21 protein-coding genes are annotated in these 22,055 nt (G+C 64.4%); 7 read left to right on the top strand and 14 right to left on the bottom strand.

Annotation, left to right across the window (positions count from 1 at the left end; all coding sequences use genetic code 11):
• Window positions 1-168: 168 nt before the first annotated feature.
• Entirely contained in the window at window positions 169-336 is a 168-nt protein-coding gene (locus AAHM40_RS22155; protein WP_342246584.1) for a hypothetical protein, read from the top strand.
• Here the strand turns inward: AAHM40_RS22155 and AAHM40_RS22150 are convergent.
• The 6 genes from AAHM40_RS22150 to AAHM40_RS22125 all read right to left on the bottom strand — a co-directional run bounded on the left by AAHM40_RS22150 (window position 320) and on the right by AAHM40_RS22125 (window position 5,521).
• Window positions 320-937, bottom strand: a complete 618-nt coding sequence (locus AAHM40_RS22150; protein ID WP_342246583.1) for an ABC-type transport auxiliary lipoprotein family protein — start codon at window positions 935-937, stop codon at window positions 320-322. The two genes, AAHM40_RS22155 and AAHM40_RS22150, sit on opposite strands and share 17 nt — an antisense overlap.
• Entirely contained in the window at window positions 934-1,851 is a 918-nt protein-coding gene (locus AAHM40_RS22145) for an MlaD family protein (RefSeq protein WP_342246582.1), read from the bottom strand. The genes AAHM40_RS22150 and AAHM40_RS22145 overlap by 4 nt, the downstream gene beginning before the upstream one ends.
• Complete coding sequence (locus AAHM40_RS22140) at window positions 1,852-2,640, bottom strand: ABC transporter ATP-binding protein (protein ID WP_342246581.1); 789 nt, start codon at window positions 2,638-2,640, stop codon at window positions 1,852-1,854.
• Window positions 2,637-3,761 carry an MlaE family ABC transporter permease gene (locus tag AAHM40_RS22135; RefSeq protein WP_342246580.1) on the bottom strand — a complete coding sequence of 375 codons (1,125 nt, stop codon included), beginning with the start codon at window positions 3,759-3,761 and terminating at the stop codon, window positions 2,637-2,639. Before AAHM40_RS22135 ends, AAHM40_RS22140 begins: the two co-directional genes overlap by 4 nt.
• A gap of 309 nt (window positions 3,762-4,070) precedes the next feature.
• A complete protein-coding gene (locus AAHM40_RS22130) occupies window positions 4,071-4,493 on the bottom strand; it encodes a hypothetical protein (protein ID WP_342246579.1) in 423 nt (140 codons plus the stop codon).
• A complete protein-coding gene (locus AAHM40_RS22125) occupies window positions 4,493-5,521 on the bottom strand; it encodes a hypothetical protein (RefSeq protein ID WP_342246578.1) in 1,029 nt (342 codons plus the stop codon). Before AAHM40_RS22125 ends, AAHM40_RS22130 begins: the two co-directional genes overlap by 1 nt.
• Before the next feature lie 307 nt (window positions 5,522-5,828).
• On the opposite strand from AAHM40_RS22125, the gene AAHM40_RS22120 reads away from it, so the two are divergent.
• On the top strand, window positions 5,829-6,008 hold the full coding sequence (locus tag AAHM40_RS22120) for a hypothetical protein (protein ID WP_342246577.1): 180 nt from the start codon (window positions 5,829-5,831) through the stop codon (window positions 6,006-6,008).
• A 54-nt stretch (window positions 6,009-6,062) separates the two neighbouring features.
• Here AAHM40_RS22120 and AAHM40_RS22115 read toward each other — a convergent pair whose 3' ends face one another.
• Complete coding sequence (locus AAHM40_RS22115; protein ID WP_342246576.1) at window positions 6,063-6,536, bottom strand: hypothetical protein; 474 nt, start codon at window positions 6,534-6,536, stop codon at window positions 6,063-6,065.
• A complete protein-coding gene (locus AAHM40_RS22110) occupies window positions 6,533-7,378 on the bottom strand; it encodes a winged helix-turn-helix domain-containing protein (RefSeq protein WP_342246575.1) in 846 nt (281 codons plus the stop codon). The genes AAHM40_RS22115 and AAHM40_RS22110 overlap by 4 nt, the downstream gene beginning before the upstream one ends.
• Window positions 7,379-7,675: 297 nt before the next feature.
• On the opposite strand from AAHM40_RS22110, the gene AAHM40_RS22105 reads away from it, so the two are divergent.
• Together AAHM40_RS22105 and AAHM40_RS22100 are read left to right on the top strand one after the other, a co-directional pair.
• Window positions 7,676-8,359, top strand: coding sequence for a DUF3313 domain-containing protein (locus AAHM40_RS22105; RefSeq protein WP_342246574.1), 684 nt, complete (start codon window positions 7,676-7,678; stop codon window positions 8,357-8,359).
• Between the two features lie 46 nt (window positions 8,360-8,405).
• Window positions 8,406-8,906, top strand: coding sequence for a porin family protein (locus tag AAHM40_RS22100; protein WP_342246573.1), 501 nt, complete (start codon window positions 8,406-8,408; stop codon window positions 8,904-8,906).
• 55 nt (window positions 8,907-8,961) lie between these two features.
• Here the strand turns inward: AAHM40_RS22100 and AAHM40_RS22095 are convergent, their stop codons facing one another.
• The 4 genes from AAHM40_RS22095 to AAHM40_RS22080 form a co-directional block, all read right to left on the bottom strand.
• On the bottom strand, window positions 8,962-10,407 hold the full coding sequence (locus tag AAHM40_RS22095) for a transglycosylase SLT domain-containing protein (RefSeq protein WP_342246572.1): 1,446 nt from the start codon (window positions 10,405-10,407) through the stop codon (window positions 8,962-8,964).
• Window positions 10,408-10,644: 237 nt separating this feature from the next.
• Window positions 10,645-11,604: an HlyD family secretion protein gene (locus AAHM40_RS22090; protein WP_342246571.1), complete on the bottom strand. Its 960-nt coding sequence runs from the start codon at window positions 11,602-11,604 to the stop codon at window positions 10,645-10,647.
• Window position 11,605: 1 nt separating this feature from the next.
• Window positions 11,606-11,959 (bottom strand): DUF3302 domain-containing protein, encoded by a 354-nt coding sequence (locus AAHM40_RS22085; protein WP_342246570.1) that lies wholly within the window; start codon window positions 11,957-11,959, stop codon window positions 11,606-11,608.
• A 168-nt stretch (window positions 11,960-12,127) separates the two neighbouring features.
• Entirely contained in the window at window positions 12,128-12,784 is a 657-nt protein-coding gene (locus AAHM40_RS22080) for a DUF3313 domain-containing protein (RefSeq protein WP_342246569.1), read from the bottom strand.
• A gap of 462 nt (window positions 12,785-13,246) precedes the next feature.
• Between AAHM40_RS22080 and AAHM40_RS22075 the strand changes: the two genes are divergently transcribed.
• The gene (locus AAHM40_RS22075) at window positions 13,247-13,906 is read left to right on the top strand and encodes a gamma-glutamylcyclotransferase (protein WP_342246568.1); all 660 of its coding nucleotides are present in this window, start codon (window positions 13,247-13,249) and stop codon (window positions 13,904-13,906) included.
• A gap of 164 nt (window positions 13,907-14,070) precedes the next feature.
• Entirely contained in the window at window positions 14,071-14,328 is a 258-nt protein-coding gene (locus AAHM40_RS22070; RefSeq protein WP_342246567.1) for a hypothetical protein, read from the top strand.
• A 32-nt stretch (window positions 14,329-14,360) separates the two neighbouring features.
• Here AAHM40_RS22070 and nirD read toward each other — a convergent pair whose 3' ends face one another.
• Window positions 14,361-14,732, bottom strand: coding sequence for a nitrite reductase small subunit NirD (gene nirD, locus AAHM40_RS22065; RefSeq protein ID WP_342246566.1), 372 nt, complete (start codon window positions 14,730-14,732; stop codon window positions 14,361-14,363).
• A complete protein-coding gene (nirB, locus tag AAHM40_RS22060) occupies window positions 14,732-17,293 on the bottom strand; it encodes a nitrite reductase large subunit NirB (RefSeq protein ID WP_342246565.1) in 2,562 nt (853 codons plus the stop codon). Before nirB ends, nirD begins: the two co-directional genes overlap by 1 nt.
• Window positions 17,294-17,885: 592 nt before the next feature.
• On the opposite strand from nirB, the gene AAHM40_RS22055 reads away from it, so the two are divergent.
• Window positions 17,886-22,013 carry a sulfite reductase subunit alpha gene (locus AAHM40_RS22055; RefSeq protein ID WP_342246564.1) on the top strand — a complete coding sequence of 1,376 codons (4,128 nt, stop codon included), beginning with the start codon at window positions 17,886-17,888 and terminating at the stop codon, window positions 22,011-22,013.
• Window positions 22,014-22,055 lie beyond the last annotated feature (42 nt).

The following is a 22,055-nucleotide window of genomic DNA, read 5'->3' as shown; positions in this document are numbered from 1 at the left end:
CAAAGAAGAGAATGCGTGGCACTTAGGGGGCCTACTTGCCCACATAGAGGACACGCACGCAACGGCAGAAAGTCCGTTCTAGAGCCTTCAAGGGAGACATCATCCGTTAATCCGGTGTTTGCCACCGCCCGGAGGACACCGGCGCAATCTTGCAAATTCAGCGATTTCATGAGCCAAGAAACCGCGTTCTTGCCTGATTGCCCATTGGGAATGGGTCAGAGGTTGTCGCTGGCGCACGGCTGCCGTACCCAGGTCGACCAGATGAAGTTCGCCAACGATGTGCCGTCGGCCACATGGCGTAGCGACCCGCTGATCGACCTCAGTATCGAGCGCTGAGCGCGGGGCTTCGCGCGCCTTGGGCCAGCGTCCAGTCCAGAACCTGGGCCGCAAGCCGGTCGGCGGCGTGGCCGAAGGCCGCGACCACCTGCGCCGGTGCCTTGTCGCTGGCCGCCTCACGCACTTCGAAGCGTTGGCTGGCGAGCATGCGCCGGTTGCTGCTTTGCACCAGGCGCGCTTCCAGCAGGATATGCACCTCTACCCTCCCCGCCCGGTACTCCCCCTGGAAGGCACGCAGATCGCCCGCCAGCACCAGATCCGTGTCCAACCGGCTATCGTCGCTGCTCACTGCACCGATGCGACCATCACTGCGAAAGGCATCGATCAGGCGATCACGCAGCAACAGCGTGCCACGGTCCTCCCAGCGCACGCCCTGATAGGCACTGATGCGGTCGCCTTCTGGCAATACAGCGATGCGCGTGCTGTCCAGCAGCGGGCTGGCCAGGGGTTTGTTGACCTGCAAGGCCCAATCCACCGTCCGCCCGTTCATGGGCGCGGCGCTGCTGGCAGGCAGCTGGTAGACCACCAGTTCCTCACCCTTGGGCAGGATGGAGCACGCACTCAGCAGCAACAGGAACGCCAGGGGAAACAGAGGCTTCATGGTCGGAACTCCTTGATGCTTTCGCTGCGCAGCAGATAGCCGCCCGGGTCTTCTTCGAGGCGTCGGGAGAAGTTGCGCAGCGATTCCAGGGTGTCGCGCAACTGGCCGATGGCCGGGCCCAGTTCGCCAATGCTCTTCATGCCGCCATCGAGGGATTGGCGGTTGCCATCCAGCAGTTGCTCGATACTGCGGCTGCTGCGTTCCAGGGAGGCCAGCAGCCGCTCTGCGCTGGCGAACGCCTGCCGACCATCGCCATCCAGCAGGTTATTGGCGGTACGCAACAGCGCACTGGCTTCGCTCGTAGCGGTATTCACCTGCTCCAGGGTCCGGCGCAGCTCATCCCGCTGGTCAGCGATGCTGGCAGTGGTCTGTTCGAGATGGGCCAGTGTCTGGGACACGTGCTCGACGTTCTTGCTGGAGAACAGCTTATTGGCCTGCTCCAGCAATAGGGTGACGCTGACCATCACGTCTTCCCCGCCTGCCATCAACCGGGCGATGGGCGATGGATCGGCGATTATCACCGGCAACTTGCCACCCTTGCCCTTGAGCAGCGGACTGGACGGCGTACCGCCGTGCAGCTGGATCACTGCGGTGCCGGTGACGCCGGTGATGGACAGCCGCGCCCGCGTATTTTCCTTGATCGGCGTGGCGCCAACGATACGGATGCGCGCCATCACCTTGCGCGGGTCCTTCGGATCCAGGCGCAACTGCGCCACGTCACCGACCTTGATGCCGCTGTACTGCACCGCACTGCCCTGGGACAGGCCGCTGACCGCTTCGGTGAAGATCACCTCATACTCCTGCAACTGGCTTTCGGAGCCGGCTCTGTTCAGCCAGAGGGCGAAGAGCATTGCCGCGCCGACGACCAGCACGGTGAACAGACCGATCAGAACATGATGGGCTCGTGTTTCCATTCATGGACTCCCCGGCGCGCGCATCGCCGCCTGCTCGGCCGCACGCCCGCGCGGTCCGTGGAAATATTCGCGGACCCAGGGGTCCTCATTGGCGGCGACCACTTCCAGGCGGTCGGCCACCAGCACATGTTTCTGCGCCAGCACCGCGACTCGGTCGCACAGGGTGTAGAGGCTGTCCAGGTCATGGGTGACCAGGAACACACTGAGCCCCAATGCATCGCGAAGGGTTCGGATCAGTTGGTCGAAAGCCGCTGCGCCGATCGGATCGAGCCCCGCCGTGGGTTCGTCGAGAAACAGGATGTCCGGGTCCAGCGCCAGGGCGCGCCCCAAGGCGGCGCGCTTGACCATGCCACCAGACAGCTCGGTGGGATATTTGCCACCGGCATCGGCCGGCAGCCCCACCAGTGCCAGTTTGACCCTGGCCAGGGCCTCGGCGTCCGCCCTGTCGAGACGGGCGTGTTCGATCAGCGGCAGGGCGATGTTCTCGACCACCGTCAGCGACGAAAACAGCGCCCCGCGCTGGTAGAGCACCCCGAAGCGGCGCTCCAGCTGCGAGCGGCGCTCAGCCGGCAACGCCAGCAACTCTTCGCCGAACACCCGCACCGTGCCGACGTTGGCCCGACGCAAGCCGAGGATGCAGCGCAACAACACCGACTTGCCCGTGCCCGAACCGCCAACGACGCCAAGTATCTCGCCGCGCAGCAGGTCCAGATTGAGGTCCTCATGCACCACCTGGGCGCCGAACTGGTTACGCAGGCCGCGCACCTCGATGATGGATTCTCTCGTCACCAGCCCACCTCCATCAGGAACAAGGCAGCCACCGCATCCAGCAGGATGACCACGAAAATCGACTGCACCACGCTGGACGTGGTGCGCTCACCCACCGACTGGGCGCTGCCCGTGACCTTGAAGCCCTCCAGGCAGCCGATCACCGCAATCAGGAACGCGAACAAGGGCGCCTTGCCCATGCCCACCAGGAAATGCCGCAATTCGATGTTCTCCTGCAGCAGTGACAGGTACATCGAAGGCGAGATTTCCAGAGCCAGGGCGCAGACCACCGCACCGCCGACCATGCCGCTGAGCATGGCAATGAACGTCAGCAGTGGCAGCGCGATCAACAGGGCGAACACCCGTGGCAGAACCAGCAGTTCCACCGGGCTCAGGCCCAGGGTGCGGATGGCATCGATCTCCTCGTTGGCCTTCATCGAACCGATCTGCGCGGTGAAGGCGCTGGCCGTGCGGCCAGCCATGAGAATGGCGGTGAGCAACACGCCGAACTCACGCAGGAAGGAAAAAGCCACCAGGTTGACCGTGTAGATGGTGGCACCAAAGTCCGAAAGGATCGTGGCACCGAGGAAGGCGACAACCGCGCCGACCAGGAAGGTCAGCAGCGCAACGATGGGCACCGCATCCAGGCCGCTCTGCTCCAGATGTGCCACCAGCGAGGTAACCCGCCAGCGGCGCGGCCTCAGAAGGATGGCAAACATGGCGGCGAGCGTCAGGCCGATGAAGCCGAGCAACGCCAGGGTCTGCTCCCAGAGTCCCTGCATCGCAGCACCGATGCGTCCGAGCAACTCCATCAGGGCCGACTGTCTCGGGGGCGGAGACACCTCACCGTCCCCGGCCATGGCCGCAGCCACGGCCTGCAACAAGGCTCGACGCTCGGTGGGCAGGTGCGGCGCCAGGCGATCCAGGTCCGCCATGCGCGCGCTGCCGAGCAACTCCACCAGCAGGGCAGCACCGGCGGTGTCCAGGCTGCCGAGTCCGTCGAGGTCCACCGACTGTCCGGGTAGCAGCGTGTCGCGCAGGACGGCTACCCGGCCGCGCAATTCGCCAAAGTGGGCCAAGGTCCAGTCCCCGGCGATGCTCAGGCCCGATGAGTGAACGTCAACGGAAGGCGCCCCGCTCATGGCACTGGGCCTCCCCGATCTACCCCAACTGCTGCAGCGGCAACAGCCAGGCAACAAACCCTTTGCTTCAGCAACACAACACGCTCTCCCTGACGTCGCTACTGCGCTGAAATCGTATCGTTGGCGGTTGGTGCCGCTCTTGCTCCAGGTCATTTCCCCCGGCGAACGGCACCCCACCTTGCTCAAAGCAGCCGAACGCGGTCTTCCGGCTGCGGGAGCGCCCGCCTGACCGCCAAGCCTCAAAGCATAGCCCCTGCCCCAACACGCGGCGCCCGCAACTGGACAGATCGCAATGGCCGGCCTGTGGGTTCAACTCGGCCGCAAGGATTCGACGGGTAAGAGGCCGGGGGCGTGGCATTCCCCCCCGGCAGGCGGTGAATCATCGTCGGCGCTGAGGGGTTCACCCTCGGCGTCCAGGCCAACGATGCCCACCACCCGATAACAGTCGACGTCCTCTTCCAGTGGGATGGCGAACAGACGCACCGTTTCAGGTAGTGCGAAGCGATGCACCTCCTCACCGACGGGTATCCCGTCGCTATAGGCCTCAAGGTAAAGTTCGGCAGCCACTGCGTCCCCCGCCTCGTCGCGGCTCAGCACACCGACCAGGCTGTCTTCGTCGTCGATCGGTTGCAGCCAATGGCTGCGCAGATGCACATCCGCGGCCTGCACCGGCCCGGCTGCAGCCAGCCCGAGCAGGCAACAGAGCGCCAGGCCCTGGAAGGAAGTTTTCATCAGCGGCTGCTCAACTGGCCATTGCCTTCCGGCATTGGCAGCCCGAGCCACTCCTGCCAGCGGCGCAGGTCGCCACGCGCCTTCTCGAACAGCGCGCCGGCTTGCAGCTTATCCAGCGAGCTCACGCAATCCTCCAGCGGAGCCGCTTTGCGCAGGCAGGGATTGTCTGACGGCAACTGAGTGCCCGCCAGATAGGAAACCAGGAAGTAGGTGGCCGCATTGTCATTGGGGAAAATATGCCTGCCGCCGCTGTTCAGCCAGCCGCTCAGCGCTTCGGTCAGGTTGTCGGCATAGGCCTCGGCGTCGAGGGTGAAGTCGACTTCGGTGCAATCTTCCAGATAGAGGTTGCTGGCACTGTCCTCAGTGCCCTTGCCGTACACAGTGCAGTACAGTTCCGCGTAGCTCCCCTCGACAACCGGCTTGGCGTACTTGCTCGGGTCGCTGTGGAGCTCAGCCTGCACGTTGAACATGTCGCTGGCGCCCGGAAGCTCCAGGATCACGTCGTCGGCATAGTCGACCCGCACCGCCAGGATCTCGCCCGTAACGATGAGTTTGCGGCCCTTGAAGAATGGGTCGGCGGCCGCCTCGTCCCCTTCATAGAAACGCGCCAGTTTCGAACTGGGCATGCGCTCCACCGGATTGACCATCGACAGCTTGTTCAGTGCCGACTTCCCGCCAGCCAGGGCCACCAGGTAGTCCTGCTCCATGATGTGACGGAAGAAGTTCAGCGCACCCGGGTCGATGTCCGGACGGCTGGCGGCATCCTGGCGGGACAGATCCCGCGCGGTGGTGGCGATATGCACGCCAAGCAGAAACAGCGGCACGGCCAGGATGGCCACGGCGACGCCGCTGCCCTTTCGCCCGGAAAGGCTCTCGATCGCTCTCCAGGATGCGGGGCACAGCCAGACCGCACCGCAGAGCATCAATAGCCCACCAATGACGGAACTGCGCATGACCCAGAAGGACAGGACGACGAGGACCGAACAGGCGGTCCAGCACATCAGCCGGATGACAGGTACAAACTTCATTCAACGCCTCTTCTCGTAGCAAGACTGGCCCCGGCTGTTCCCGGAAGGCCGCAGCCTCCCTCGGGTCATCGACCTCGGGACGGCCGGATTCTTGGGAAGAAGAAGCGGAAATGAAAATTACCAATCCTCATTTTCTGTCAGCACGCTCCAGCGCCTGACCTCCCGCGCCCCGGACGAGCAAAAGCCCATCTCTGGCGCCCCCTGCGTGGCGTCAGAAGTTTCGCCGACAATGAGCACTATTGATTCGCATCAGGCGTAGGGCGGCGATGAGAATCAGCGGCGAGACCACTTCACTGGAGCGTTCAACATGCTGGTTCTGTGTCGCAATGTCGGGGAAAGCCTGGTCATCCAGCGCACGCCGGACACCCTCACCCGCATCAAGGTCATCCGCGCAGAACGGCCTACGGTCGTCCTGAGCGTGGAAACCCGGACGCTGGATGGAAGGCTCACGCAACGGAGCGAAATCCGCCTGCGGGAGTCCGCCTGATGCCGGCGGAAAGCGGGTCGTCCATGGCCGCCCCTCCGGCCGCCGGCCTGGTCGTCATCGGTTCAGGCAACGGACGTTGTCGATCTCCCGCGCGTAGTAGCAAATCACCTTGTCATCGGCGACCGGCAGGAACTCCAGGTGCAGCGTCGCCCCTATCGCCAGGCCGTACTGGCGGCCTAGCAGCACATCGGGGATTTCACTCATCCGCGCCATGGGCTTGGCGCGGCTGGTCTGCGCCTTCTGCAGGCGGACGTCGAGGCTGCGGGGGCCGAAATGAACGACGTCCGCCACGAGGGACGCGTAGCTCACCTCCCCGGCGACGCGCTCCATGGCAGCGAAGCTCATCACGTCGCCGATGATGAGCCGCTCCTCCAGGCTGATCCGCGTACCGTCGTTGAGCACGATGGCGCTGGCACCGTGGTAGGAAACGCCGCGGGTATAGGCCGGGCGGTCCAGCACCAGGCCGGCAATGGCCAGCAGGGCCAGGCTGCCGAGAATAAAGGCGTGCTTGTAGCGGCGCAGCATCATGGCCAGCCCCTCATGCAGCGCCGGACCATCTCCAGTTGCAGGTTGGCCATCGGGTTGTCCTCGAGAAAGATCAGGTTCTCCGTCGCACCATCGGTACGCACGCAACCGAGGTCGTAGAGTCGGTTCGAGCGGTTGATCCAGATATGCCCGGCGATTCCCTCTTCACGGGTGTTCACGGCCACCTTGAAAGCCTCGCGGGTTCGGGCGTTCTCTTCGGCGCTGTCACCAATGAAGTGGTAGGTCAGCGGCCCTGCCACCACCTCTTCGATCACCTGGTCCGAGGCCGCGCCATCGAAGACGCCGAGGCGCTGCAAGGCCACCAGGACGAGCAGGCCAACCATCAGTGCATAGGCGGGTAGCAGCAGTTTCGGCGAGCGGAGCAATCCGGCCAGCCAAGGTTCCCGTGTGGCAGGCGCGGCATCGGGTTCGGGCTGGTCCACCGCACCGCCAATCCCGACGGCAGTATCGGCGACGGCTATCGTCAGCGCCGGTGTGGGTTCGACCATCAGGTACTGCGCATTGAACCGATAACCGCGCCGCGGGACCGTCTGCAGCAACTCATGGTCGGTGCCGTCATCGATCAGATTGCGCAAGGTGAATATCGCCTGGTTCAAACTTCCAGCCGCAACGACTCGATTGTCCCAGGCGTATTCCATTATTTCATTGCGACTCCGGGTTTCCCCCGGGTTATCCAGCAGAAGTTGCAACAGGCGCGACTCCGAATAAGAGAGCGTCACCGCGCGCGGCTCGCCCGAATTCGGGGTTATATGCAACTGATTACTTGCGGCATCGAACAATGCTTCGCCGCCACTTTTCAGTAAGAACTTGAATTGGCTTTTCATGAAAATTTGCTGAGCTTATTGATTGCATCACCCGTGGGAGAGGACGCGAATTCTCTCGCACATCGACTTCGAGCTGTGCACCTCACGGCATAAATAACGATTTTTGATTCTTGTTTTCGTCGCCCATGCCCCAGAGTGCGGATGCGCCGGAGAGGGCGCGGCAAGGCGCTACGCGCTCCGTGTTTCAAGGCTGGACGCCTGAGGGCAGGCCAGACCGCCGCAATCGATGCCTGTCCCTGGCAGCCACTTCCGAGTGCCATGGATGGGCAGGTCGACGCGACTTCAACAGGAACCCCCATGCATCTCAAAGAACTTTCCATCCTTTCACTTTCGATGGTCTTGTCCGGTTGTTCGATGGCTCCCAGCATCGACACATCCGGATCTTCCGGGCAACAAGCCAATATCCCGCTGCAGGTCATCGAACGGGACGAAAAAACCATCGCCTGGAAGAAATACCCTGCACCACTATCAAGTAACCACGACAAGGCGATATTCATCGATTTACCAATTCCTCTTACTCTCGCCAATAGCGACTCGACATTCAGCGAGTCCAATGCGGATACCAACAAACTGATTCTCCACTTCCGCAACCAACTCGAACGGCAACTTTCCAGCGCCGGCTACCGCCTGGTGGACAAACCCACCCCGGAAGCGCTGTCGCTCCGCGTCTCGATTACCGATCTCAAGCGCACACCGCGTGATCCGAGCGTCATGGAGTACATCCCGATCGGCTTTCTGGTCGGGCTCTCCCTGCACGCCACCGGTGTGCGCGACGAAACCCTCTACGTGTTCTTCCAGAGCGAGGTCAGCGATGGCCGTACCGGCGAAACCCTCGTCCGAGCCGTCGACCGCGCCAGCGGCAGGAACGTCGAGCAATCCGACAAGCCCGTCGTCGAGGACATCTATCCCGCCATGGATGCTGCGGCGCGGCAGATTCGCGAGCGCCTGGACAGGGAATTCCAGCCGAAGGGATCGGCCTGATCCCCCCTCGCCCCGTTCACTTTCAACAAACCCCGCAGGAAGAAAAATGAAGTTCCGCAAGCAATTTGCAGCCACCCTACTTGCCCTGACCTCCCTGGGTGCCTTCGCCGATGACCGAGGCCTCTATGTGGGCGGAGGTTTGACCCGCGTAGAAATCGACGACAACACCCTCGGCGACGACGACAACAGCTACAAGGCCTACGTCGGCTACCGCCTGAATCCCTACCTGGCCGTGGAAGGTGCCTGGGTCGATCTGGGCAGTTTCGAAGGCAGTCGCGGCGACTTCGACGGCCACTCGCTCCAGGCCGCAGCCCACTTCGGCGTGCCGATCGGTGATCGCCTTCGCCTGTTCGCCAGTGCCGGCGTCCATGCCTGGGATGCCGAAGAAGACACCACCGGCGACAGCAGCGACCTGGATCTGACCTATGGCGTCGGCGTCGAACTGGACGTGTTCCGCAACATCGGCGTGCGCCTGGAGCAGGAAGTGCTGAAGGTCGGCGACATCGAGCTGGACCAGACCAGCGCCAGCGCCTACCTGTTGTTCTGATCCCTCTGCGGCTCCTGCTCCGGCAGCGAGCCGCCCTCTTCCCAAGGGCCACACGTCAGCGGCCCTCCAGCCTGCCCAGCACACTGTCCGAAAGCGCTTCCTCACGGTCCCGGGCAAAGCTGTAGGCAACGTAGTACTTGTACACGTTGTTCACGTAGTCGAGGGTTTCACGCCCGAGCGCCCTGGCCGCCATCTGCTCCACATGGCCGAACCAGCGATCGGGGTCGAGGCCATTTTCCCTGGCCATGCGCCTAACCTTCTGCAAATTGCCCGGCCCGGCGTTGTACGCCGCCAGCAGCATGAACATGCGGTTGTCCGGCGTCAGCGCCGGGTCGTCGAGGTAGGTGTCAGCCAGAAAGCGCAGGTACTTGCTGGCAGCCTCGACGTTCTGCTCCGCGCTGCTGCGTACGCCCGACACCCGCACATTGGGATCTGCCGCGGTGCTCGGCAGGACCTGCATCACCCCCACCGCGCCCCGGTTGCTGCGCGCACGCTGGTCGAACTGCGACTCGTGGAACGCCTGGGCCATTAGCATCAGCGGGTCCAGGTCGTAGCGCCGGGCGGAGGCGATGAAGGCCCGGTTCAGCCGACGGAAATTGCGCAGTTCCTCGGCCGATACCGACTCACGGAGAAACTGCCTGGCCTCGCCGTCATCACCATCGAAGGCCTGCTTCATTCGAGGCGCGCGCTGATGCTCGGTAAAGAACTCCGCCAGTACCCTACGCAGCTCTGGGTTGCTCTGGCGTGCAGCCCAGGCGTAGCGACCGCCCCAGTCGAAGTCGACATTCTCCTGGATCGCGATCCTGCCCAGGGTCGGCTGCCAGGCTCGCGCCACACGTCGATCCACCACGGCCGCAGCGAGGCGTCCGGCATTGACCAGCGCCAGCAGCTCTTCTGGCTCGATGCCTTCAGCCAGCGGCACCAGGCGGATCGGCGCCAGACCACGCTCGCTGAAGCCCCGGCTCAACGCCACCAGTTCCCAGAAATCACTGTTCAGTGCCGGCACCGCCACCTCCTTGCCGGACAGCCCGTCGAGGCTGGCAATCGGCTCGCCGGCCGGTCCGCTTACCAGAACCGGGGCGGCACGGAATGAGGCGGAAGCGGTCACCACCTGTTCGCTGAAACGCGCCCGGTCCCCCTCCACCAGCCCACCCGCGGCGATATCACCAACGCCCCGGACCAGGCTGGGCAGCAGTTGGTCGCGGCTGACCGGGATGAACATCACATGCCAGCGCAGGTTCTTCCCCTGGCGGGAATAGCGCGTGTTCAACCAACGCTCGAAGGCGATACCGACCTCATGGGTCACGCCCCTCTGGCGGCCATGGTCGATATGGAAGAACGTCCTGCTGTAGGGGACGAGGATGCGAATGGTGCCGCGCTCGCGGATACGATCGAAATCATCGGTTCGATCCGGCGGCGCATTGGGGGCGAGGATGGGCGCCACGCCCGGCACGACATCCTGCTGCATGGCGTTGGCCTGGGTCATGTGCAGCGCAAGCATGCCCATTGCCAGACCAGCCGGCAGGGCAAGCGCGCCCCGGAATGGGCGCAGAGACCGGCGCCGAGAGTGATTTGACATGAAGTTACCTGCCTTCGAACTCAGGGCACGGTGGCGGTCGGGCCAGGTGCATGAGTGCGATGACCGCGTCCCCGCAGCCCTGAGTCGAATCGAATTCGTTTCCGGCGTGGCTGCCGGAAAATCGCCGCGCCCGGCAAAGGTGCCTGGCGCGGACCACGATCAATGGAAGGGGAAGATGTAGTTCATCCAGGACGCCATGCGCAGGAGGATCTTGCGCATCACCGCCACATGGTGGAAATGCTCGCTGTACAGTGCCGCCTGGCCATAGGAGCCACCGGGCATCAGCTTGGCGTACTGCGCGTAATCGGGGTCGGTGATCTCGATGATCACCGGTACCCGCCCTGGCGGCGGCGAGCCACTGAAGCTGAGCAAGGTGCCGGAGGGCTGCACCTGACCTTCGCCGATTACCGCAATCACGTCCTTGACCTTGCCCTTGAATACGCGACCGGGAATGCCGTCGAAGGCCACTTCCGCCTCGTCGCCCGGGTTCAGGCGCAGTTGGCTGTTCTGCCGCATCCAGGCGGCGAAGTAATGCCCCTCATCCGGGATGAAGACCATGGACGGACGCAGCGGCAACTTGGTCGCCATCATCCCCGGACGCAACGACACATGGGTGACGAAACCTTTGCTGGGAGCACGCACCACGGTGTTGTCCAGCTCGAACAGGGCGACGTTCAGTTGCGCCTGCAAGTCTTCCACCCGCGCGGTGGTGAGGTCCACGTCGCGACGGTTGCCAACATTGCGCGCGGCCAGTTCCCGGGCGCGGGACTGGTCGGCGCGGGCCGATACCAACTGGGCCTTGAGGGATTTCACCCGGTTCTCGAACGGTGTCGGGTCGATGCGGAACAGCACATCCCCCTTCTCCAGCGGCTGGTTGGTCTTTACCGGCACCTCCACCACCTGGCCGTTGACCGCCGGAATGACCGGCGTCGACACGAAATAGCTGCGCGCCACTTCGGAGTACGGGTGGTTGTAGTTCATCAGGAAGATCAGCGCACCGATCAGCACCACGCCACCCAGGGCAGCCGTGGGCACCGACCACTTGTTAAGCGGGATGCGGAAGATCTTGAAGATGGCGACGCAGATGGCCGTGTAGGTGAGGATCAGCAACAGGTCCATGTCAGGCGTCCTCTACTGCAGAGGCCGGACGGGAGACGCGCGCCCCCTCCAGCCGTTCGAGGCGCTGGCGCATTTCGGCCAGTTGTAGCTCCAGATCCCCCCTGGGGACTCCAAAGCCCCAGCCACGATCCGTGCGGTACAACATCGCCCAGATCCACAGGAAGGGCCACAGTGCGTGGAGGGTGAACAGGCTCACCCAGCCGGCGGCATGGATAGCGTCCTGGTGCGGGTGGTTGCGCCGCTTGGCGATTCCATAGGGAATGTCGTGAAGCACGATGATTCCGTAGAACAACACGATCACAACGAAGAACAGCACGCCTAGGGCGAAGTAATCGAGAAACCCATCACTGAGCATGTCATCACCTGATTGGCAGGGGGAATCCGGCGTCCGGCCGGGTGATGCCCGGCGTCGAAGAAAATGCGGATTCGCATCCAGGCTGCTCCGTAGCGCTCGCTTCAGCGCGCGCGACGGCAAACCGGCTGTTCGCCGGTTCCGGCCTGGTGGTTGATCGGGGGAGGCCTGTCAGGGCCTGAAGTGGCGTGCGTCTCGCGCCCAGTCATCGAGCACGGGCGTAAGGTCGTCCAGTATCAGTGGCGTCTTGCGGTTCTCCAGGCTCAATCCCTGGCCCTTGCGCACCATCCTGACAACAGGCTTGCCGCTGGCGGCGTCCAACGCCTCCAGCTCTGCGTAGAGGGTCACTTCCTGGTCACGGGTACCCGCGGCCGTGGTCGCGGCAGCGGCCAGCAGGGCGATCGGGATGACCTCGTAGGCCTTCAGGTGCTCGGTCGAGACCGCCACCGCGGAGATGGAAGGGCGCAGCACCAGGGTGTCCGCCTCGGGCTGCCCCACCAGACGCAACTTGCCCGCCAGCTCGCGCTGCAGCGCCAGGCGCATGTAGGTGGCAATCTGGTCCAGGGTCTGCTGGCTCATCTTGTCGCTGGGTGCCTGGGCGGGATGGAACACCGGCTTCTCCACCAGGAGCGAGCCATAGCGCTGCGGATCGAAATCCGGCGCCGTCCAGCGCAGCACCGGCTTGCCGCTGGCAGACATCGCTTCCTCGAGCTGGGAGTAATCCCCCAGGAAGCCCGAGTACTGCTCAGGCTGGGTGACGTTGCTTGCACAACCACTGCCAAGCAGGACGATTCCAGCCAATGCAAATCCGAATAGCGGTTTCACCATAGAAGGCTCCATGAATGTCGGGGCGAACCGTGCAGGTTCTCCACCCCTTCCGACTGGCGGCAAAGACTAGGGACGGCCGCCCCCTGTGGCTTCGCATTTCATGACATTTTTTTAGCATTTCATGACAATGTGATGCCGTTCCTTGCAACAAAAAATGTCGTCAAATCGCGAGCTTCAGCTCCTGGACTGAACGGAATGAACCCGTTGCACAGGCTGTTCAGCGCGCGTCCGCCAGTTGCAACGCGCCGGCGGCAAAACCTACAGCCGCCTATGTTTATCGCCATCCGCGATAACCCGGTGCCAAATCATGCCTTTCCTTTATCAGCGACTAATGCCCCGCTGCGCCAACGGGAATTTTTTGCGGAATTCGACGACCGTCTGTTCGCCAACGTCCCAACACCTGATACAAGAAGAGGCGAATCCCGGACGGGTTCGTACATCACCAGCACCTGCAGTACCTCTATGGCCGGCAGCAATTCCGAAACGCCTTTCACGCTTTATCCGCCACTGCTCGAACAGCCGGTGCAGCTGACTCGCGCTGAATTACTCGCCTCCCTCGAAACCACCATGAATCGCCATCGCGGTGGGCCGGTCTGGCTGTTCGCCTATGGCTCGCTGATCTGGCGTCCGGAATGCCCCACGGTGGAAACCCGCCGCGCGCGCGTGCATGGCTACCATCGTGGGCTCTATCTCTGGTCGCAGATCCACCGTGGCACGCCGCAAACTCCCGGCCTCGTGCTGGGTCTGGACCGTGGCGGCTCCTGCGCCGGCTTCGCCTACCGCCTGCCGGAGGAGCAATTGGAAGAGCATCTCTTCGCCTTGTGGCAGCGGGAAATGCCCGATGCGGCGTACCAGCCGAAGTGGTTGAGTTGCCAGCTGGAGCGTGGGCCCAAGGTGCAGGCGCTGGGCTTCGTACTGCGCCGCAATATCTCCTGCTACGCCGGCGCCCTGCCGGACCATGTGCTGCGCCAGGTGTTCGACAGTGCCAGCGGCCACTACGGCAGCACCCGCGACTACGTGGAGAAGACCGCGAACACCCTGCGCGCGCACGCCATGCCTGACCGCAAGCTGGAAGAAGCCCTGGTGCGTTGCTGCAAGCAGGGCGCGCTGAGTTTCAGCTGACGGCTCTGGAGCGTACTTTCCCGTACGGTCGAGCCTCAACGCGACAGTATTCCTACTTGGCAACACGAATAATTGGACAGGGTTCATGCCTTGAACCCCTACAGGCCGACTGGGTAGCTTTTTCGCCCGTATTCCGCCTACTGCAGCCCCGAGCGACCCAGCGCATGATGATTCCGCACCATTTCCCTACCCTCGACGAATTCCCCGACGACGTGCTGGACGTCCGCGCCGACTCCAGCCCCGAGGCCTGCCGCCGCCTCGGCGACTATCGATTGGTGCAGGTGGCCCGCCTCATCGAGCGCCTGCGCATTGAGCAGGCGTCCGGCAGTGCCGACTGCCTGAGCCGCGAAGCCATGCTGTCGGGCATGGAGGCACTGCTGATGTATACGCGGGCGTATCAGCAGCCTCGCGGCAAGGCCTGAACCCTGGCCCCGCTCCAGGGCCATTGGCTCGTTCACTCCACCCTGATTTCCACCACATCCCCCTCCAGGCGCACGGACCAGACCCGCAGTTGCTGTTCCGGATACTCCAGGCAGGTGCCGTCTTCGAGGCGGTAGTGCTGTTTGTAAAGCGGTGAGGCGATCACCAGGTCGCCGCCCAGGTGACCGACAATGCCGCGGCCAATGACATTGGCGCCGGCCAGCGGGTCGTGGTTATCCACCGCGAAGAGCTGGCGCCCTTCCTCCCCGTCGGGCAGGTAGAAGAGCGCCACCTGGGCACCCTCCAACCAGGCCACTACGCCCGAATTGGGCACCAGGTCCTGGCGCGAGCAAACGCGCTGCCAGGTTTCCGATATATCGATGCGTTGTGCGCTCTGCTGGGCCATCAGACCACCTCCTCGGCTACAGGAATCAGGGTGAGCTCAGCCGCCTTCGCTGGACGGATCTGCCCACGTTCGTTGACGAAATGGATATCCGGGTCACCACGGCCGTCGTTGACGAAGGTGCGGAAGCGCTTGAGCTTCTCCGGGTCCTTGATGGCGTTCGCCCACTCGCATTCGTAGCGATCCACCACCAGTTGCATCTGGGCTTCCAGCTCATCGCCCAGGCCCAGGCTGTCATCGATAATCACGGCTTTGAGGTAGTCCAGCCCGCCTTCCAGGCTCTCGCGCCAGACCGAGGTGCGCTGAAGCTTGTCGGCGGTGCGGATGTAGAGCATCAGGAAGCGGTCGATGTAGCGGATCAGGGTCTCGTCATCGAGGTCGGTGGCGAACAACTCGGCGTGGCGCGGGCGCATGCCGCCGTTGCCGCAGACGTAGAGGTTCCAGCCCTTCTCGGTGGCGATCACGCCCACATCCTTGCTCTGTGCTTCGGCGCACTCGCGGGTGCAACCGCTGACCGCGAACTTGAGCTTGTGCGGCGAGCGCAGGCCCTTGTAGCGGTTCTCGATGTCCAGGGCCATTTTCACGCTGTCCTGCACGCCGTAGCGGCACCAGGTGCTTCCGACGCAGGACTTCACGGTACGGGTGGACTTGCCATAGGCATGGCCAGTTTCGAATCCGGCGGCAATCAGTTCGCCCCAGATATCCGGCAGCTCGTGCAACTGGGCACCGAACAGGTCGATGCGCTGGCCGCCGGTGATCTTGGTGTAGAGGTTGTACTTCTTCGCCACCTCGCCAATCGCGATCAGGCCTTCCGGGGTAATCTCGCCACCGGGGATGCGCGGCACCACCGAGTAGGTGCCGTTCTTCTGCATGTTGGCCATGAAGGTGTCGTTGGTGTCCTGCAGCGGCACCAGCCAGGGGTTCTGGATCGGACGGTTCCAGCAGGAGGCGAGGATGGAGCCGATGGCCGGCTTGCAGATCTCGCAACCCACATGGCCGCGACCGTGCTTGGCGAGCATTTCCTCGAAGGTCTCGATGCCCTCCACACGCACCAGGGCGTAGAGCTCCTGGCGGGTGTAGGCGAAGTGTTCGCAGAGGCTCTTGTCCACCGCCACGCCACGGGCGGACAGTTCGTGCTCCACGACCTGCTTGAGCAGCGCCGCGCACCCGCCGCAGCCGGTGGCCGCCTTGGTGCAGGCCTTGACCCCGGCGACATCGGTGCAGCCGCCGTCGATGGCGGAGCAGATCGACCCCTTGCTGACGTTGTGGCAGGAGCAGACGGTGGCGGTGGCCGGCAGCGCATCAGCGCCCAGGGCCGGGGCGCCCTCGCCCGCCGGCAGGATCAGGCTGGCCGGATCGGCCGGCAGCTTGATGCCGTTCTGCACGTACTGCAGCAGGGTGTCGTAGTAGCTGTTGTCGCCCACCAGCACGGCCCCCAGGGCCTGCTTGCCGTCAGCGGAAACCACCAGCCGGCGGTAGCTGGAGGTGGCTTCGTCGATGAAGCGATAGCTGCGAGCCCCCGGCAATGCACCATGGGCGTCGCCGATGGAGCCCACATCCACGCCGAGCAGCTTCAGCTTGGTGGACATGTCGGCGCCGATAAAGGGATCGGCCTCCTCGCCGCAGAGCTGCGCGGCGACGCTGCGGGCCATCTGGTAGCCGGGAGCGACCAGGCCGAAGATGCTGCCGTTCCAGGCCGCGCACTCACCGATGGCATAGATGTTCGCGTCCGAGGTCAGGCACCGACCGTCGATGGCCACTCCGCCACGCGCCCCCAGCTCCAGGCCGCTCTGGCGGGCCAGGGCATCTTGCGGGCGGATGCCGGCGGAGAAGACGATCAGGTCGGTTTCGAGGAAATCCTCACCGGCGAAGTTCATCCGGTAGCGGTACTCCGCGCCGGCACAGATGGATTGGGTGGCCTTGGACACGTGCACGCCCACGCCCAACTCCTCGATGCGCGCCTTGAGCGCCTGGCCGCCCTGATCGTCCAGCTGCACCGGCATCAGGCGCGGGGCGAACTCCACCACATGGGCGTCGAGGCCGAGGGACTTCAGCGCATTGGCCGCTTCCAGGCCCAGCAGGCCACCACCCACCACCACGCCACGGCGTGCGTTGGCCGCCGCATCGCGAATGGTGTCGAGGTCCGCCAGGGTGCGATAGACCAGCCGCGAGTTGCCCTCGGCACCTTCGATGGGCGGCACGAAGGGATAGGAACCGGTAGCCAGCACCAGCTTGTCGAAGGCCACGCAGCCGTTGGCGGTAATCACCTCGCGACGCTCGCGGTCGATCTCCAGTACCGGCACGCCCAGGTGCAGCGTCACGCCCGGGGTACGGTAGAGGCTGGCCTCACCCAGCGCCAGAGACTCGGCGTCACGGCCACCGAAGTATTCGGACAGGTGCACACGGTCATAGGCGCGCAGCGGTTCTTCACTGAAGACCTCGATGCGATAGCGGCCAAGCGCGCCGCGTTCGATCAGTTGCTCGACGCAATGATGGCCGACCATGCCATTGCCGATGACGATCAGCGTTTGCACATCAGGAGTGGAAGCGACGTTGGAGTTCATAGGTAGCACCCGGCCCAAGCCAATCACGTTTTTCGGGGGCAAAAAAAAGCGCCTGGGACTTATCGTCCCAGGCGCCTTTGCCTGTTCATTCCTCGGTGTCGCCGGGCCACGCTGCCTGACGCACCTGTGAGCCCGGGATGCGATCGCCATTGATCTGCCGGGCAGCCCTGCCGCAGCAGTCGCGGTGGGCTCAGTTATCCCTATGCAGTGGCTGTGCCAGTTCGTCAGGGAGCTTCGCAATGGCCCCTTTCGGTTGGCGCCTCGGCTCAGCAGCGGCGCGGCCTGTAGCCGTTTCCAGCTCGTTGGAGCGCTCCGGCGACATCGGCGCGAGAGGAACCAAAACGGTGCGAGAAGACAGGGCACGCCCCATCCTGAAGCCGGAACCCAGGCCCACCAATCCCCTCGCGAAATGGCGGGAAAGGCCGGCCGGCAATGCCTTGGCGGCGGTTTCGCGCAACTTGGCATGTGCCTTGCGATAGCCCCGCCAAGGCAATCAATGCCGATTGCCCCACCCCACGACAAAGGCGCCGTGTCTCCCCCGTTCCGACGGTGGGTGGCATGGCGCTTTTTCGTTTCCGCGCAAGGTACGGATATGGCGAACAAGACAGTGCGAAGCGTGTGTCCCTATTGCGGCGTCGGCTGCGGCATCGTCATGGAGGTCGCGGACAACCGCGTGGTCAAGGTGACGGGCGACAAGAACCACCCGAGCAACTTCGGCCGCCTCTGCACCAAGGGCAACACCTGCGCCCAACCGCTCACCGACTCCGGCCGCATGGAGCACGCCTACCTGCGCCACGAGCGCAGTCGCGACCCGGTGCGCACCGGCATCGACGAGGCGATCCAGGACACCGCCAACCGCCTGCGCGCGCTGCTCGACACTCACGGCCCTGACGCCATTTCCTTCTATGTATCCGGGCAAATGTCCCTGGAGGCGCAGTACCTGGCCAACAAGCTGGCCAAGGGCTTCATCCGCACCCGCCACATCGAATCCAATTCTCGGCTGTGCATGGCCAGTGCCGGCAGTGGCTACAAGCTCTCCCTCGGCTCGGACGGCCCGCCCGGCTCCTACCAGGACTTCGACACGGCCGACCTGTTCCTGGTGACCGGCGCCAACATGGCCGACTGTCACCCGATCCTTTTCCTGCGCATGATGGACAGGATCAAGGCCGGGGCGAAGCTGATCGTGGTCGACCCGCGCCGCACCGCCACCGCCGACAAAGCCAGCCTCTACCTGCCGATCAAGCCCGGCACCGACCTCGCCCTGCTCAACGGCCTGCTCCATCTGTTGCACAAGAACGGCCACACCGACCCAGCCTTCATCGCCGCCCACACCCAGGGCTGGGACGCCATGCCGGCCTTCCTCGAGGACTACGCACCGGAGCGTGTCGCCGCCATCACCGGACTCACTGAAGCCGACATCCACAAAGCCGCCCAATGGATCGGCGAAGCCAAAGAGTGGATGAGCTGCTGGACCATGGGCCTCAACCAGAGCACCCACGGCACCTGGAATACCAACGCCCTGTGCAACCTGCACCTGGCCACCGGCGCCATCTGCCGGCCTGGCAGCGGCCCCTTCTCCCTTACCGGCCAGCCAAACGCCATGGGCGGCCGCGAGATGGGCTACATGGGCCCCGGCCTGCCTGGCCAGCGTTCGCTGCTGGTGGAGGCCGACCGCCAGTTCATCGAAGACCTGTGGCAACTGCCGCGTGGGCACCTGCGCCAGGATGGCGGCAGCGGCACCGTGGCCCTGTTCGAGGCCATGCGCGCAGGCGATATCAAAGCCTGCTGGATTATCTGCACCAACCCGGTCGCCACCGTGCCCAACCGCCGCCAGGTGATCGAGGGGCTGCAGAGTGCCGAACTCGTGATCACCCAGGACGCCTTCCTCGACACCGAGACCAACCGCTACGCCGACATCCTCCTGCCCGGCGCACTCTGGGCCGAGGCCGAAGGCGTCATGATCAACTCCGAACGCAACCTGACCCTCACCCAGAAGGCCGTGGACGCGCCCGGCGACAGCCTGCCGGACTGGCAGATCATCGCTCGCGTCGCCTGCGCGATGGGGTTCGCCGAGGCCTTCGACTACGCGTCCGCCGCCGAGGTGTTCGAAGAAATCAAACTCGCCTGGAACCCCAAGACCGGTTACGACATCCGCGGCGTCAGCTACGCCTTATTGCGTCAGGGTCCGCAACAATGGCCCTGCCCGCCCGGCTCGAAGGCCAACGCGCAGAACCCGATCCGCTACCTCAACGACGGGGTGAGCCAGGCGCTCAAGACCACGGCAGACGGCACACGCCCGGCCATCGCCTTCGCCACCGACGACGGCAAGGGCACGTTCTTCGCCCGGCCGCACATGGACCCGGCAGAGCTGCCTGATGACGCCTTCCCCCTGGTGCTCAATACCGGCCGCGTGCAGCACCAGTGGCACACCCTGACCAAGACCGGCCAGGTGGCCACCCTGAACAAGCTCAACCCCGGCACCTTCCTGGAGATCCACCCGAGTGACGCCAGCCGCCTCGGTATCGCCGACAAAAGCCAGGTGGAAGTGCGCTCGCGCCGTGGCCGCGCCGTATTGCCGGCCGTGGTCACCGACCGCGTGCAGCCGGGCAACTGCTTCGCGCCCTTCCACTGGAACGACCGCTATGGCGAAGACCTGGCGATCAACGCCGTGACCAGTGATGCCATCGACCCCATTTCGCTGCAGCCGGAGTTCAAGCACAGCGCCGTCGCCCTGGCGCCGGTCGCCCCGGCCAGCCCCCAGCTCATCCCCTTGGTAGAAGTCGAGCCGGTCGCGGCCAGCGCCGCTGCCGGTTTTCCGGAGGAACTCGCCGACATGCCGATCAATGCCTTCGCCCGTCTGCTGAACCTCGACGCCAGCGCCGACATCAGCCTGGCGCCCACCGAGCAGCGCTACCTGCAGGGCTACCTGCTCGGCCTGCGCAGCGAGGAAAGCCGCAAGCACGGTGGCGTGCCCACCCTGCCAGCGAGCGCGCCGCTGGCCCCGGAAACCCGTCTGCTGCTGGATGGCGTACTCGCCGGGCTGTTCTCCCGCAGCTGGGAAGCGCCTACGGCCGTCGCGAGCCCAACGTCATCGGCGGCAAAACCGCTGCTGGTGCTCTGGTGCTCGCAGACCGGCAATGCGGAAAGCTTCGCCACTGCCTGCGCCGACGCGCTGAAACGCGAGGGCCATGCGGTGAAGGTGCACTGCATGGACGCCATCCAGCCCGCCGAGCTGGCCAGCACTGACACTGCCCTGCTGATTGCCAGCACCTTCGGCGACGGCGATCCGTCTGACAACGGTGCGTCGCTCTGGAGCGCCCTGAACGCGGACAGCGCCCCCTCCCTCAGCGGCCTGGAATTCGCCGTGCTGGCCATGGGCGACTCCAACTACGACCAGTTCTGCGGTTTCGGCCGCAAGCTCGATGCCCGCCTGGAAGCCCTCGGCGCGCGCCGCCTGGTGCCGCGCGTGGACTGCGAGCCGGAATACGAAGAACCGGCGCGCGCCTGGCTGGCCGCCGTCCGGGGCGCCCTGGCCGGTGCAACGGTTCCGCTGCCGGTGCTGGAAACCGCTGGTGTGCCCGCCGAGGACGCAGAGGCACCGCTGTACAGCCGCCAGCGCCCCCTGGCCAGCCGCCTGCTACGCAACCCCGTGCTGAATGCGCCGGGTTCCAGCAAGGAGACCCGGCAGGTCGTCCTCGATCTCAAGGGCAGCGGCCTCGACTACCGGGCCGGCGATGCATTGGGCGTGTGGCCGAGCAACTGTCCGTCGCTGGTGAACGAGGTCCTCAGCGCACTGGATCTGGACGGCAATCAGTTGGTCGAGGTGAACGACCAGGGTGTCCTGCCGCTGGCAAAAGCACTGGGCCGGAATTTCGAGATCGCCAAGGTCACCCCTGATCTGCTGCGCTTCATTGCCGAACGCTCTGGCAGCGCGGCGCTGGCAAGCCTGCTGGAACCAGCGAACAAGGCCGAGTTGGAGGATTGGCTCTGGGGCAAACAGCTGGCCGACCTGCTGCGCACCTACCCCATCCAGATCAACGCGGACGAGCTGCTGGGCCGGTTGAAGCACCTTCAACCTCGCCTCTATTCCATTGCCTCCAGTCCCCTGGCGACCCCGGACGAGGTGCACCTGACCGTGTCCACCGTCCGCTATCAATGCGAGGGCCGAAGCCGTACCGGCGTCTGCTCGGCATTCCTCGCCGACCGTGCTGGCCAGGGCGAGGTTTCGATCTTTATTCAAAAGTCGGCCCATTTCCGCGTACCGGCCAATCCGGAGCGGCCAATGATCATGGTCGGTCCGGGCACCGGTATCGCCCCTTTCCGCGCCTTCCTGCAGGAACGTGAGGCCCTCGGCGCCAAGGGTCGCAACTGGCTGTTCTTCGGCGAACAGCGGGAAGCGACCGACTTCTACTACCGCGACGAACTGCACGCCTGGCAGGCCAGCGGCCACCTGCATCGACTGGATACCGCCTTCTCCCGCGACCAGGCGGAGAAGGTGTATGTGCAGCAACGCATGCTCGAACACGGCGAGGAACTCTGGCGCTGGCTGGAGGAAGGCGCGCACTTCTACGTCTGTGGCGACGCCAGCCGAATGGCGAAGGACGTCGATGCCGCACTCAAGGCGGTGGTGCGCGAGCATGGCGGCCTCAGCGCAGCGGATGCCGAGACCTATGTCAGTAACATGGCGCGGGAGAAGCGCTATGTGAGGGATGTGTATTGAGGGCGAATGAAATGGCTATGTCTGCATGACGTGTTGTAGGCA

It is taken from the genome of Pseudomonas sp. OTU5201 (assembly GCF_038440135.1).
Taxonomy (GTDB): Bacteria; Pseudomonadota; Gammaproteobacteria; order Pseudomonadales; family Pseudomonadaceae; genus Metapseudomonas; species Metapseudomonas resinovorans.
This window is presented reverse-complemented; position numbering and strand designations above follow the sequence as displayed.